This is a genomic window from Flavobacterium sp. (assembly GCF_035292545.1).
Lineage (GTDB): Bacteria > Bacteroidota > Bacteroidia > Flavobacteriales > Flavobacteriaceae > Flavobacterium.
This window is the reverse complement of record NZ_DATDPV010000020.1, coordinates 22,585-36,480: the sequence shown is the minus strand read 5'-3', so window position 1 is coordinate 36,480 and position 13,896 is coordinate 22,585. Positions and strand designations below refer to the sequence as shown.

Sequence of the window (13,896 nt, the reverse complement as noted above, 5' to 3'; positions counted from 1 at the left end):
ATTAATAATAAATACTTTAAGGTTTATAATTACCTCTCATTGAGTTTAAATCCATCAATAAATACTCTCAGATTGTATAATTCAAGTACGGCATCATCTTCTAAGTCATGTTTTTCTAGTTGGTCTATTTCGATAAACGATATGTCATTTGCAAAGGATTTTTCACCAATTAGATGTTCGATATGAACGTAAACTGCTTCGCGAAGTCTTGGGTTATCTTTATGGATGATGTAATTTTTGAGCAACACTTTTATTCCTAAATCGGTTGGTTTGTTTGGATTTTTTGATGGTATGAAATACATTTCACTTATTCGTAGAGTGATGCCATAGAATTCTAATGGTTTGTCGGTGCCGTTTTCGTATTTGGTTAGGTTGGTTTCGGGTTGGAGAAAAGCGGTTATTTTCCAACGTTTTATATTTTGAGAATGACGAACTAGTAATTCTACTTCTTTGAAAAGATAGGGGTTTCCGTTTGCTGTAATGATTATCTCTGCACCGTTTGTTTTGTTTTTGATGATGAGGTCTAGATCTTTGTTGTATTGATGTAGTATCTCGATTAGTTTGTCGAAATGTGTTTTTAGTTCTTCTTTTGGGATTTCGTTTAGGAGTAGAAAAACGAAGTTGTTTTGTTGGAAGTAGTTCCAGAAGTTGGTTATTGTTTTCATTTTGTTACTTTTTGTTGAAACGCGGATTTACACGAATTTTATCTTTTGTCTTGTGCTGTTTTTTCGAATGCAATTAAATTGACCATCTCACGTAATCTAGAACGAATTCGGTTGCCGTAGTGGGTTTCTATTTCTGTGGCTGATAGGTTTGTGGTTATATGGGTTTTTAGTTTTTTTGAGATGAATAGATCATATCGGCTTAATATAATTTCTGCCATTACATTGCATTCGTTGCCGAAGTATTTTAAATTATTTTCTGTTCCTAAATCGTCGAAACAATAGGTTCTTGGTTCGGATTGGTAGAGTTTTCCAATGCTGTATTTGTGAATGATTTGGTAACCATCTTGGATGAATTCAAAGCTGATGTCTCGACAGGGTTTTACGTAGAATTTGTGTTCGGTTGCTGTTAGGTATTTCATTAGGTTCATTAATGATGTTTTACCGCAACCTATTGGTCCAGATAATAATATTCCCTTGTCGAGATTTATTCCGTATTGAAAACATGTTGGTTCATCCTTCAGGAAATAGGCAATGAGTTTGTAAACGATTGGGTAATCGGTTTCTATTATTTTGAAATGATTGCCGTATAGTTCAATGCCTTTTTTTTCTAGCCATATTATGACTTCTGAATAGCTATAATGGGATTTTATTTCGTTTTCCATGGTTTTTTATTTAACCGCAAAGTCCACAAAGGTTTACGCAAGGTTCGCAGAGCTTGAGATACTGAAACAAGTTCAGTATGACAGTAGTGTTATAAAGGTTCTGCATAGTTTTTATCGGTTATGGTGTTGAGGTGTTTTGGTCGATTTGTCGGTGTTGTGTCGGTGTTGTGATTGAAATTGACGCTGTTTATTATCCAATTTTGGGCTGACGCTTGCCAATCGATCATTGGGATTTTACCTCCGACTAGCCAACCTACACTGGAGAAATAATTGAAGAATTTTTGTGCTTCGAGTTCTGGGAAGTTGTTGGCTTGGAAATAGGTTTTGACTTCTTCGATTGTTGGCTTCTCGACTACGCTCGAAGTGACAAAAAACTCTTTCTTTTTTTCGCGGAACTTTTTTTCTTTCTCTTCTTCGGTTTTATTTTTTAAAGTAGAATTATTTATTTCTTCAAAATTTTTTGCTTGCTCGTTCAAGTTTGCAACGTTTTTTTCGTTTGAACTGTTTGTATTGTTTATATAGTTTATAGAAGGTACTACTGCTTGTTCAGTACTTGTTTCATCACTGGTACAAGACTTGTTTAGAGCTTGTTCTGAAACAGGTTCGATAAGTGGTTCATTTTTTAGCTTTCTCTCACTTTTTGGAGCTGGTTTTAAATCTTCGGAAAAATTGAATAAAATGACGTGACTTCCCTTAAATGGATTGTAGGATGGCTCGTAGTTGATGTAACCCAAACTGTGCAAGTTCTTCAGGCATTTGTGATAGGTTGCTTTGGAACTGATTTTGCTTATTCGCATTACCTCATCGCGATTAATGCTTATTGGATTTTTGAAGCGGTTGCAGTTCCAGAATTGGAATAAGGCCATATATAGGCTGACATGGGTTGGATTTAGTGCTTTGTCGAGTACTACTTTTTCGAAGAAGCCGGTTAAATGCTTTATGTAATTCATTTGGAAGTATTAAGATTTGAGTATTAAGTATTAAGACGAGAACCTGAAACAAGTTCAGGTTGACAAAATAGTGTTTACTTGAAAAGAGTAGGTATTGCGTTTGTTTTGTTGGTGTTAAGTAGTTTATCGATGTCGGCATTGTCATAGTAGAGTGTGCCACCGATTTTGGTATAGGTTAGGGTTCCGTTGATGCGGAGGTTTTGGAGTGTTCCAGGTGATATGTTTAATAGCTTGATGACTTCTTTTGATTTGAGCCATTTTTTTGACGTTGCGTTATCATCTCCTTTTATAATTTTTTTGATGTCAGCTAAAAGTTCATTTTTGAATTGATAGAGGTCTTCTTTTGTTAGGATTTCTAGTGTCATACGATTTGATTTTAATTAGTATCAATTGTTTTACTATTACAAAATACCTTCTATTTTATTTCATTTTATCCCAATACGTTTCGTAGTACCGATAAAATTTAACATCAAAATTTAATCAAGCACCGTTGTTGCTGGCTTCTTATTTTTGATTTTATATGACTTGATTATTATTTTGGAAAAGAAATGATGTTTTTTATCATTTTGTTAGAGTGTTGTAAATAAAAAAAGCAGTAAACTCCAATTAAATTAGGTGTTTACTGCCTTGTGCTTTCGTAGTTACGAGATTAATCCATATCCTCTTTTGCCATTTTTTGTTGTAGATTGAGTGTGAGTTCTTCCAAGAATTTGGTTTTACTACTTTTACGAGCCTTGATTTCGGAATATGTTTTGTAGATATTATCTAGTTTGATGTTGAAAAAATCTTCGAATGATGAGGTAATCAAATTGATATCGGCTGCTCCATGATTGATTGCACCGTTGGAGAATAAGGCATAAATCAATTCGGTTAATGCTGTTTTTGGTCCCGTCCAAACAATTACCTTGTGCTTTTTGTCTTCAAAAATATCTGCATCATCTACTTTTAATCGTTTCAATGCCTGACGGATGTAATGAATAAAACGATACATGGCTTTTACTTTTGCCCAAAGCATATCCTGAGACGTTGAAAATTCTGGAAACTGATAATAATCTGTCATAGGAGTAAATGGAAAATTATTTCGGTGATTTCGAGTGAAGAACTGATGGTCTAAATAGCTATATCCTTGTTCCATGTAATGTACAAAGTCGGCATTCTTATAAAAGAACTTGTTTATCTTCCGAAGTTCTTTTTGTAAAAATTGTACTTTATAGGTTGTTCCAGCTTTTGGCATTCTCAATTCGCAAGATCTTACTTCAGTAAAGAAAATCAACAAACTCATTGGAATCGGTTTATTATTTTTAAAGAAATCAATTTCTTCTGGAACGGTATTAAAATCTCGTTTGTCCACAATCTCTTTTAAACTTGATAAGGTTTGATTACACAATATGATGCCTTTACTAGCCTTATTGAGCATAGTGTCGTTTGATTCTAAAATTTCGTTACAGCTGTAATTAAATGCTTCGATTGTCTTTTTGAACATCATATAAAAATTAGTTGCACATCAGTTTACCGTATTAGGATATTGACTTATAGTCGTTTTGAATTGTATTCATTACTTCCATGGTATAATTGTCGCGAGCCTGAACATAGGCTACTTTGGGGATTATTTTGGCTCCCACTTTTCTTTTTTCGAAAGAAGCTGAAACTCCAAAATCGATTTGAGGGAAGTTTAGTTCGTTTGCTCTTTTTATGGTTTGAAATAGTAGTTGACGATACAGATTGAATTCTTTTGCCCATCTATAATCCATACCAATAAGTTCCGGTACGTAAGTGTGGTTTTGATTTTTGTAGCAAAACATCACACCCACTAAAGGAGTATCCTCTTCTGTGTTTAAGTATAACAAAATGAATTCCCAATTTGGAAAAACATTCATATTCTGAAAAACGGATTTGGCGTATTGGAATGTATTGATTGCATAATTATTATTTTTCACATTTATATACAGTTGATATGCGTTTTCCATTTCTGTATCGTTCAAGCTGTCTTTAATTTCTACTTTATAGTGTTTTTCGAATGGTATGATTTCCTTATTGAAATGCTTACGGGAACGAGGCGATAATATTTTTGAAAATTCCTCATAGCCCTGCCATTTTTCTGATTTAAATACACAGGATTCCGGCATGTTAATTTTGAAATATCCTTGTTCTTGAATGACTTTATCCCAAGTATTTTTCTCTTCAAAATCTCTTAGAACCAGCATGTCCGCCTTTAAATCATTGTATTTTTCCTCCAATTTATCCAATAGTAATTTCACAGCTCTTTCTGCCAATTCTTCTTCTTGATTGACATAAAAATGTTTTCCTTCCGTGAAAAGACATCCCAAGCTTATTACTTTGGAAGTTAGATGAAATGGATTTGTCTTTCTGATTTCTTCGAGCTGTTTGGAAACGGATTCTGTGGCCAACATATCATCTTTCCATATGCCATACGTACCAAATGTCATTAGCAGTATTTTACCCTTTTTATCTTTAATTGTGTAGTAGAAGAATTCCCAATTATTATATTGGTCTATGCTATTTTTAAATGCCTTTTCCAGATATACCAAACCTTTCCAATCGAAAATATTGTTCTTACCCATCAGGTTATTCCAGTCGGATTTGTTAATATCCTCAATCGTGCTTTTTTCTTCCATTATGATATCATCATCTATTTTATTTTCGATAGATAATGCATCTTCAAGACTTAGTCCAAAAGCCTTTCTAACTTTTTCATCACTATTGTTTGTTTCTTCTAAAGCTTTTGGGTAATGGTATTTCATTGCCTCTGCCAGTTCGTGAATATCTTGCTTTTGATTATGACTTGACAGTGTGATTCTAATTCCAGTATTCTTGATGGGTACAGCTGGGTAAATCCCTAGATTGAGAAAAAATCCCTCATTAAACAAGCGATGGACAAAATTGTAAGATGATATTGGAGTTCCCATTCCTAAAAAGAATACCGGAGAATCGTTTTTGGAAATGATGGGTAGATTGCATTGTGATAGTAGTTGATTGAAATACTCAATCTTAGCAGCCAGTTCTTTTTGTCGGATTGTAATTTCTGGAGATAAGTGAATATTTGCCGATGCAATTGCCGCCCCGACAGAAGCAGGTTCTAATTGAGCGGAAAAGGTTAACGGACCACCAAAGTTTTTAATCTTATCGCGAAGTTTTTGGTTTTTGCATAGCAACGTTGCACCACTTGCTCCAAAGGTTTTGCTTAATGTTCCAACTACCACAATATTTTCTGGTAGTTCTTTAATACTATCGAAAACGAATCCTGTCCCGTTTTTGCCTATCCAACTCATGCCGTGTACATCATCAAAATAGAGGTGTAACTGACTATATTTTTTGGTTAATTCAATTAGTTCTGCAATAGGAGCATAATCTCCAAACATTGAATATACGCCATCAGCCATGTACCAAATCTTATCACATTTAGAAGAAAGCTGTTTTATTTTTTCTTCCAACATGTTTAAATTGTTGTGTCTAATCATCTCCACCGGAATACCTCTTAGTTTTAATAATTGACAGGCATTCTGTACACTCCAATGCACTTGATGATCCATAATCACACCATCTTCATCTCTCAATAATGTTGGAATAATTGCCAAATGCCCCAATGTGCTGTTTTTCGTAATGATAGGTGGAATGCCATACATATCTTCGATTTTTGCTTCCAATTCGCTGTAAAGCGGATGCGAAATGTATGATTTAGAGAGTGGAAATTGTGTGCCGTAATCCCTTATTGCCTGAATGGCCGCTTCTTTGATTCTATCATCTTGCTCTAAACCTAAGTAGCCCGTCGTTCCAAAATGATACATTTCTTTTCCTTTTATTTGGATCGTTCTGCCTGTTAGTTTTTTATCTTCTGCATAGAGATGCAAAACGCCTACATTTTTTGCTCCTGATAAAACTTCATCGACTGTATCGATGAAATTATTGTGTTTAATTTTCGCCATTTTTTTGTTGGTTTTGGTTAGTTAATAGATAGCTTTATTAGCAGTTATTTAGATTGAGTTTTTAAATTTCATTATAAAATTTGATATGATTTATATTACTTTATTGATTGCTCCGTATTTGACAAATTATATTCCCAAATAGACAAGCAATACTGTAATTTTCATCAAATTATCCCAAATTGACAATTTGAATAATTAAAATTGTTTCTATTTTTGTTAAATTTTAACCAACACTCCATGAAACATGATTGCAGCTCATGATTTTTATGAGAATGAGTACGCCCTATTTTGGGTTGAAAATGGCATTCTCTTTTTTGAATATAAACCTGACGTCATTCTTACCTTGAATGTTGCCAAGCGGGTTGTGGCTGACCGCATCCAATTTCAAAATGAAAAATCTTATCCAGTTCTTTGTGACATAAGAGGCATCATCGACACTGACAAATCAGGTAGAGATTACTTAGCCCAGTCTGGGTCACTATTGACCAAAGCAGTAGGTTTGATTGTACACCAAAAAGTTTCTATTACCATTAGTACTTTTTACTTACACATTAGCAAACCTACAGTACCTACCCAACTGTTTACCAACAAAGAAGATGCTATTCTGTTTTTAAATAACCACTTATAGCCTATGAACCAAAAGCACAATCAAGAGCGATTAGTTGCCATGCATCAAATGCTGTTTGAGATGGCACGAGGGAATTTCAGTAATCGTATTCCTTTGAGTTCTTATGATGATGAGTTAGAGACCTTGGTTGTTTTAGTTAACATGGTTGCTGAAGAAATGAAAGAATCCATTTTTCATGCCGGATATGTAAACCCTCATAGCACTTACCGTTTTATAACACAAACTAACTTAGTGTTGGATTCTTTGTTCTATATTAAAAGTTTTAATCCTGCTTTTTTGAGCGTTCTAGGTTATGAAAGTCTCGACCTAATTGATCATTCTCTTGAAACATTCTTAACCGACGAATCCTTTCACAAATTAAATTTTGTAAAAGAAGCTTTTCATGATAATTTTTCGAATCAAACCATGATTCCATTACAGTTTTTGACTAAAGAACAATTGATCTATTCCGTTGATTGTTCCATCACCAAATTGTTTAATAGGGATGAAATTATTTTGAGTTTTGTAGTTTCGAATCCACAAAACATGATTGACCCTAAAAACGAAGAAGAACAAGAAAAACAACCCAATTCAAGAAAAGCGGATGCTCTTTTGACACAAAAAGTTTATGATTATATCCTTGCTCATTTGGATGAACCTTTGCCATCCCTAAAAGACTTATCAAGACATTTTGGCACTAATGAATATAAACTAAAAGATGGTTTCAGGCATTTTTTCAAAACTAGCATCTATAAATTCTATACTGCTGAGCGATTGAAAAGAGCCTATCTCATGATTCAACAAACTACGATACCGTTAAAAAACATATCTGCCCTTAATGGTTTTACTGACTATCCGAATTTTTCCAAATCGTTTAAAAAACAGTTTGGAATTTCTCCCAATGAAGTTGGCCGAAACTCAATGAGCAGTACAACTATTTAGCTTTTAGTGTATTTAATCCCTTTTGGATAAGTAAGCCTCCCGATATCACAAGTGTTTTTAATTTTAAATTATGAATTTTACTCCATAGAATTAAAACTATTGAGTGATGGGAATTTCTAAGACAATACGGACTATATTTTTAGAGCTTGTACGTTACTTGTACATCTTACTTTTGGTTTATACGGCTGTAAGTAAAATAATTGACTTTGAAAACTTCAAAACACAAATTAGCCAATCTATAGTGATAAGTCCCTTTACCAATTGGATAGTATGGTTCATTCCTTTTATAGAGTTGATAATAGCCATCGCATTAGTAACCAAAAAATGGAAAAATTTAGCTCTTTATGTCGCCTTTTTATTGATGATTATTTTTTCAACCTACATTTACATTATACTAAATTTCATTCCGGACATCCCTTGTTCATGTGGAGGTGTATTGGAAAAAATGAGCTGGAATGAACATTTAATTTTCAACATCGCTTTTGTTGTTTTGGGTTTAGTCGCCATCCTTTTACAAAAATGTAATCTAAAAAGCATTAGCATCGTTAGCGTATTAACTTTTATAGGTATAGCCTCCGTATTTATGCTTTACAAAATAGCTGCCTACCAATTGCAAAAAGAAAACCCGTTCATTAGAATATTTCACGCAAAATGGGTGAATTTTGAAAGCGAAATAGATTTAAATGTAAACTCCTACTACTTTGCTGGATTTGACAAAAACAATATCTATCTAGCCAATTATACTGCCCCAACTCACATTCTACAAATTGACACCACTTTATCCTCAAAAAAGGAAAGTATCATTAAACTAGAAGATACAAAAATCCCCATCAAAAAAGTAGCCATACAAGTAAATCCTCCTTTTTTCTATTGGATGGACGGTACGATTCCTCTAATCATGACAGGAAAATGTAATGAGTGGAAAGTGACTTCTACACACCATAACATCTCTTTTTTTACTCAAATTGAGACATTAACTAACCATAACTTTCTCATTAGAACCAATAACGCAAAAAATGGAGAAAATATAATTGGAACCTTTAACCTAAACACCCCATTAGTATTCCACTCCAATTCAAACTTGTTAGAAAAGCAAAAAAACAGTGATGGAATTTTTGAAACGGAAGGAAGCCTATTTCATGACCCAATCAGTAAAAAAACAGGATATGTGTATCGTTATAAAAATGGTTATGTAGTGACAGACTATCATTTGAAAGAAATGGTTCGAGGGAAAACAATAGATACCTTTTATCAACCAAACATCAAAATAAAAAGAAATGAAAAAGGGCAAAAATTAGAAAATTTACCCACCATTGTAAATAATAAAGTAGCTGCTTATAATAGTTTACTATTTATAAATAGCCCCTTAAGAGGTCAATTTGACCATCTAAAATCATGGCAAAATAATGCAACTGTTGATGTGTATAACTTAGCTTCTAATCAATACCTATTCAGCTTTTACATTCCACTTTACAACGGTCAAAAACTACATAGTTTTACCGTAAACCATTCAAATTTATATGCTTTGGTCGGCAATAAATTAGTAAAATATACTTTCAGCAATGAATTCAAAACCATGGGGAAAACAACCCATTAAAAATATACTGGCCAGTAGCAGGGGAACGATTGAAAACCTGAAAAAGAGTAGATCATTAATTTTTAAATTTTAATATCATGAAAAATTTATTTTTAAAAAAAATGATTCCCATTTTTGTATTCGCATTAGGAATCTTAGGAGCTTTTGGCACCATGTCAATGCAATCTGCTGAAGAACTAGCTCCAAAAATAGGTTGGGCAACTAACAATTTAGGACAACCTTGTGCATTGCAAGTCCAATGTTCAGATTCAGGAGGACCGATGTGTCGCGTGAGCTATCCATCTGGTCACATTGCCTATGACAAAGTTGGTAATACCTGTGTTAATGCTTTATTCAGACCATAAAGCATCTTATTAACAAAAACAGGCAGTCAATTAGTTGACTGCCTGTTTATATTTAAATGCCTTCTTTAATCCAATCAGCTGGTGATTCATCTTTTAAATAATGAGCGAACCACTGCTCCAAACGAATCCTTAAATCCAATCGGTTCGACAGCTCTTCCAGAGAATGGTATTCGTCGGGATATAATAACAATGTAGCTTGCTTCTTTAATCGACGTAATGCCAAATAAAACGTAACGTTTTGCCGCCAATCTACTTGCATATCATTCTTACCCGACCACAATAAAAGGGGACTTTTTATTGATTCGACATGCGACAATGGTGAATTCAAGGCATAAGCATTTCGGTCTTCAAACAACGAACAGCCCATACGCCATTGTTGAAATTCCATCCGCCACATATCGGGTCTTCCTGTTCGCCAATTCATATTCAAATAAAAAGCAGGCAAATCAACCACACCAGCACCTGAGACGATAGCAGCAAACAAATCGGTTTGAGTAGCGATATAATTGGCTTCATAACCGCCAAAGGAATGTCCAACTAACCCAATTTTTTTTCTGTTAACTTCCCCTTTTTTCAAAACAGCATTCACACCAGAAAGGGTGCAGTCCAACGCTGAAGAACCAGTTGCTTTTAAGTCAAATACAATGTCCGGAAAGAAAACAAAATAACCCTGCGTAGTATAATTACTGGCAAAAAAACCTTCCGTTGGATAAAGACTGGGAGGTTCGAAAATGTGCATATCACGGAATTGTTTTTGATAAATATGTACAATCATGGGATATTGTTTACCCATTTCATAATGGCTCGGATAACACAAATATCCTTTTAAAGCCTGACCTTTGGAATTGGTATAGTTAATCGCCACAGCTCTTCCCCAATCATACTTCCCATAACCCGGATTACTCTGAACCAGTAGGCTCTCCTTAAACTGTCGATTATTTTTCATCAATTGCGGTGGCAAATCAAAACGCTGTTCTATGTAAATCATATCCTCCTCATTTATATGAAACTGACTGGTATTGGCAGCTTTTAAAAAGGGTGTCATGGGCTTGTTCATCTCCCAAAAACAAAAACCACTATCTCCATTATCAGTATTAGCCATCAAAAAAAGTCCATTATTAATTTCTATCTCATTATTATTATATCCATCAAAATTTTTGGTTACATTACTCTTTAAATGAGTAGGTAGTCGATAAACAATTTTTTTATTCCTTCCCTCCGTGAGAAGGCTCATACGTCCGGTTTTTGGTTCAAATTCCCATATATCATAACGATCATATAACAAAACCGTTCGGTCTTCGGCTGTCCATCCCACCACACCATATGCATCAACATCACCTGCCAAGTCATTCAACTCATCATAAAAAGCTACTTTCGTATCCTTAGTTATGGGCAAGTGAAGCTCTTTCGCCAAGTCGTAATACCACCAATTCTTATCCTTGAAATATAAAATGTACTTTCCTCCTGGTGAAGGTAATACTTCTAAAAAATTAGAAGAGTGTTTAGCCAAAAGCAACTTAGTCTTTTGTGTATGTAGATCCGTTAGATAATAATCTACGGGACCTAAAAAATCAAACTGTGGCTCATAAGCATAAGGATGATAGGACACAAGAAACCGCCCTTTTCCTGCCAAAAAGAATTTAGGCAGAGCATCTGAATTTAACAACTCAATAGCATTTTTGGCTCTGTCCCATAGAAGCCATCGCTTATCAAAAATTCCGTTCACTTGAACACTTTCAGTATAAACTCTAGGTGAATTCCATTGCCAAACTTCTACGTTAGAAGCAGGTGGTTCCGGTTGCTTTTTTTTATGTTCATAAGCAAAATACACCTTGCTTAAATCATCCGAAAGATACAAGCATTCAAAAGGTTGAGACAAAATTTTTCCACCAGATGGGTAATTTGCAAATGTTGCATTAGAAAAAGTAACAAAATTCTTTTTGGCAAGATCAACCAAGCAAACACTAACAGCTTCATCAGTCGTCTCCAATTTCTGCATTTGGTGAAAAACAACTCCAGTACTTTTTTCTGACCATTGAAAATGATCATAAATACCCTCCGTTTCACTAGCTATATAATTTGTGATCGTTATCTTTTTTCCAAAAGAAACCAAGCCAATGCGTTGTCGGTTACCCTGTTGTTGTGCATACACAAAATGCTCCAAATCAGGACTCATTTGAAAGGAAGTAACCCCTTCAATCACTTGATGCGTTCCGTCTCGCAACGAGTGTATTTCGATTCTTGGAAGTTGTCTTTCCTTTATGCTATGCACTACCAATTCATTTCCTTTTTTAGAAAAGGCATATGATTGTACATCCTGAATTGTTTTCACTTTGCCACTTACCAAATGGGTCAACTCTAATCCCATTGGGGTCAAGACAGCAAAATAATCAGATGCACTGAACATTCCATTTTGCACAGACGGAAAAGTATAGGTAATAGGCTTATCAAGATGGCGTACAAATAAAGTATCAACACCAACCTCATTCTGCAATTGATAACTGACCCATTTACCCGAAGGGGAAACAGAAGCTATATTCATCGTTTTCCAGTTCAAGTAATCCTTGGGTAAAATCGGTAACTTTTCTTGAGCATTTACACTAACGAAAAAGGGTGTTAAAAACAAAAGAATAAATGAATGTATAGATAAGGATTTTATTTTTTTCATATGTAGATATTTATTGTTTTTTTATTGGTCATATGTAATTCGCATATTTTCATTGGTTTTTGCGACCAATTTTAGGTCATGCTCATTTCATAGTATGAGGTAAATAATTAATAACCTGGATTTTGGGGAAGTAAATTCGGGTTGACACTTAACTCCGTTTGTGGAATTGGCAAAAGCTTATCTGTTGTATTCCAGCCCGGTTTACTGAGGTTCAGCACTTGGTCTAGTTTTTCAAAACGTTTCAAATCAAAAAAGCGATGACCGTATTCGGTAAAGAATTCATTTCTACGTTCGTTTAAAATAGCCTCTAAAATATCTTGTTGCGATATTGAAATGAAGTCATTTAAACCCGCTCTGTTTCTAACCTCGTTTAAATCTTGCAACGCACCAATGAGATCACCCATCTGTGCTTTAGCTTCTGCTCTAATTAAAAATTGCTCTGTTAATCGGAGTACAACCGCATACTCGGAAGAACTTGATTGAATATTTGTTTGTTTGTATTTTTTCGGATAATACCAAATAGTCGTTCCGTCTGTGACTTCCCCAATCCAATATTGTTTTCTTAAATCATTTGGTTCCATTTGATTTACAAAATCGGTATTCAAGGCAACGGTATTAGGTGGACCAGAAAACAAGGTGAATGTATCAGCAAAATCTGTAGCACTTCCTTCCAACGCTGTTGGAAGTTGCCAAATTGTTTCTGTACAATTTTTCAAAAAAACATTATCTGGATTCGATTCTTCAGTATACATGCTATTTTCAATCACTATATTGGATATATCAATTGCATCTTGCCAATTTTGATTATAGAGATATACTCTTGCTAAAAAGGCTTGCACTGTGCTTTTGTTTGGTCTTGCACGTGCCTCTGTATAATATTCCGAAGGCACTAAAATTATTGCCTCATCCAAATCTTCAATAATCAAGTCGTACACCTGATTTATTGGCATTCTACTCACCGTACTATTTATCGTGTAGTCAGTTGTTGTGATATACGGAATATTACCATAGATGTTTGCCAGGTAAAAGTGTAATAATGCTCTTGTAAATAAAGCTTCTCCTTTTAGTCTGTTTGCATCTGCTACTGAAAGCATTGTTGCTGCTTGAACCCCTTCATAAACTGCATTGGCACTGTATATTTGGTTGTAAGTAGTGTTCCAATAATCAGCTATTGCCGTATTATTCGGCAAGATTGCATTGTTGAAAAAATAAAATGTTGAAAAGGACAGGTCACCATAAAAATCCAATTCATCAGCATAAGCCCCTAAATTATTTGAGATACCTAAAGAAGTACCTGTGAGTAAACCGTTATCTCTAATACTTGCATATACACTTGTCATGGCCGCATTAGCCGTTGCATTGTCTTCAAAAACTGTAACACCAATTAGTTGTGAATTGGGTACCTCAACCTCCACAAAATTATCACAGCTCATTGTTATTACCAGTACCGTGCAAGTAACCCATTTTGATAAAAAATGTAGTACCCTATTATAATTATTTATTGCTTTCATTTTTTT

12 protein-coding genes are annotated in these 13,896 nt (G+C 34.5%); 4 read left to right on the top strand and 8 right to left on the bottom strand.

Going from position 1 to position 13,896, the window contains the following annotated elements; all coding sequences use genetic code 11:
- Positions 1-29 precede the first annotated feature (29 nt).
- The 6 genes from VI621_RS03220 to VI621_RS03195 form a co-directional block, all read right to left on the bottom strand.
- Positions 30-665: a hypothetical protein gene (locus VI621_RS03220; protein ID WP_324216954.1), complete on the bottom strand. Its 636-nt coding sequence runs from the start codon at positions 663-665 to the stop codon at positions 30-32.
- A 38-nt stretch (positions 666-703) separates the two neighbouring features.
- Positions 704-1,327, bottom strand: a complete 624-nt coding sequence (locus tag VI621_RS03215; protein ID WP_324216953.1) for an ATPase — start codon at positions 1,325-1,327, stop codon at positions 704-706.
- 89 nt (positions 1,328-1,416) lie between these two features.
- Positions 1,417-2,277, bottom strand: coding sequence for a transcriptional regulator (locus VI621_RS03210; RefSeq protein WP_324216952.1), 861 nt, complete (start codon positions 2,275-2,277; stop codon positions 1,417-1,419).
- Positions 2,278-2,351: 74 nt separating this feature from the next.
- Positions 2,352-2,642, bottom strand: coding sequence for a helix-turn-helix domain-containing protein (locus tag VI621_RS03205; protein ID WP_324216951.1), 291 nt, complete (start codon positions 2,640-2,642; stop codon positions 2,352-2,354).
- Positions 2,643-2,926: 284 nt separating this feature from the next.
- Positions 2,927-3,763, bottom strand: a complete 837-nt coding sequence (locus VI621_RS03200) for an RteC domain-containing protein (RefSeq protein ID WP_324216950.1) — start codon at positions 3,761-3,763, stop codon at positions 2,927-2,929.
- Between the two features lie 31 nt (positions 3,764-3,794).
- Complete coding sequence (locus VI621_RS03195; protein ID WP_324216949.1) at positions 3,795-6,221, bottom strand: aminotransferase class I/II-fold pyridoxal phosphate-dependent enzyme; 2,427 nt, start codon at positions 6,219-6,221, stop codon at positions 3,795-3,797.
- A 244-nt stretch (positions 6,222-6,465) separates the two neighbouring features.
- Here VI621_RS03195 and VI621_RS03190 point away from each other — a divergent pair, with 244 nt between their 5' ends.
- The 4 genes from VI621_RS03190 to VI621_RS03175 all read left to right on the top strand — a co-directional run bounded on the left by VI621_RS03190 (position 6,466) and on the right by VI621_RS03175 (position 9,711).
- The gene (locus VI621_RS03190) at positions 6,466-6,849 is read left to right on the top strand and encodes a hypothetical protein (protein ID WP_291113715.1); all 384 of its coding nucleotides are present in this window, start codon (positions 6,466-6,468) and stop codon (positions 6,847-6,849) included.
- A gap of 3 nt (positions 6,850-6,852) precedes the next feature.
- Entirely contained in the window at positions 6,853-7,770 is a 918-nt protein-coding gene (locus VI621_RS03185; protein WP_324216948.1) for a helix-turn-helix transcriptional regulator, read from the top strand.
- A 106-nt stretch (positions 7,771-7,876) separates the two neighbouring features.
- Positions 7,877-9,367, top strand: coding sequence for a MauE/DoxX family redox-associated membrane protein (locus tag VI621_RS03180; protein WP_324216947.1), 1,491 nt, complete (start codon positions 7,877-7,879; stop codon positions 9,365-9,367).
- A 77-nt stretch (positions 9,368-9,444) separates the two neighbouring features.
- Positions 9,445-9,711, top strand: a complete 267-nt coding sequence (locus VI621_RS03175; protein WP_324216946.1) for a DUF6520 family protein — start codon at positions 9,445-9,447, stop codon at positions 9,709-9,711.
- 52 nt (positions 9,712-9,763) lie between these two features.
- On the opposite strand, the gene VI621_RS03170 is transcribed toward VI621_RS03175, so the two are convergent.
- Both VI621_RS03170 and VI621_RS03165 read right to left on the bottom strand, forming a co-directional pair.
- The gene (locus VI621_RS03170) at positions 9,764-12,379 is read right to left on the bottom strand and encodes an alpha/beta hydrolase family protein (protein ID WP_324216945.1); all 2,616 of its coding nucleotides are present in this window, start codon (positions 12,377-12,379) and stop codon (positions 9,764-9,766) included.
- A gap of 107 nt (positions 12,380-12,486) precedes the next feature.
- A complete protein-coding gene (locus VI621_RS03165; RefSeq protein WP_324216944.1) occupies positions 12,487-13,890 on the bottom strand; it encodes a RagB/SusD family nutrient uptake outer membrane protein in 1,404 nt (467 codons plus the stop codon).
- Positions 13,891-13,896: the final 6 nt, after the last annotated feature.

Coding starts and splice junctions, on each gene's coding strand:
- VI621_RS03195 (WP_324216949.1), bottom strand. CDS start 6,221: ATGGCGAAAATTAAACACAATAATTTCATCGATACAGTCGATGAAGTT.
- VI621_RS03190 (WP_291113715.1), top strand. CDS start 6,466: ATGATTGCAGCTCATGATTTTTATGAGAATGAGTACGCCCTATTTTGG.
- VI621_RS03180 (WP_324216947.1), top strand. CDS start 7,877: ATGGGAATTTCTAAGACAATACGGACTATATTTTTAGAGCTTGTACGT.
- VI621_RS03215 (WP_324216953.1), bottom strand. CDS start 1,327: ATGGAAAACGAAATAAAATCCCATTATAGCTATTCAGAAGTCATAATA.
- VI621_RS03165 (WP_324216944.1), bottom strand. CDS start 13,890: ATGAAAGCAATAAATAATTATAATAGGGTACTACATTTTTTATCAAAA.
- VI621_RS03200 (WP_324216950.1), bottom strand. CDS start 3,763: ATGATGTTCAAAAAGACAATCGAAGCATTTAATTACAGCTGTAACGAA.
- VI621_RS03205 (WP_324216951.1), bottom strand. CDS start 2,642: ATGACACTAGAAATCCTAACAAAAGAAGACCTCTATCAATTCAAAAAT.
- VI621_RS03210 (WP_324216952.1), bottom strand. CDS start 2,277: ATGAATTACATAAAGCATTTAACCGGCTTCTTCGAAAAAGTAGTACTC.
- VI621_RS03170 (WP_324216945.1), bottom strand. CDS start 12,379: ATGAAAAAAATAAAATCCTTATCTATACATTCATTTATTCTTTTGTTT.
- VI621_RS03175 (WP_324216946.1), top strand. CDS start 9,445: ATGAAAAATTTATTTTTAAAAAAAATGATTCCCATTTTTGTATTCGCA.
- VI621_RS03220 (WP_324216954.1), bottom strand. CDS start 665: ATGAAAACAATAACCAACTTCTGGAACTACTTCCAACAAAACAACTTC.
- VI621_RS03185 (WP_324216948.1), top strand. CDS start 6,853: ATGAACCAAAAGCACAATCAAGAGCGATTAGTTGCCATGCATCAAATG.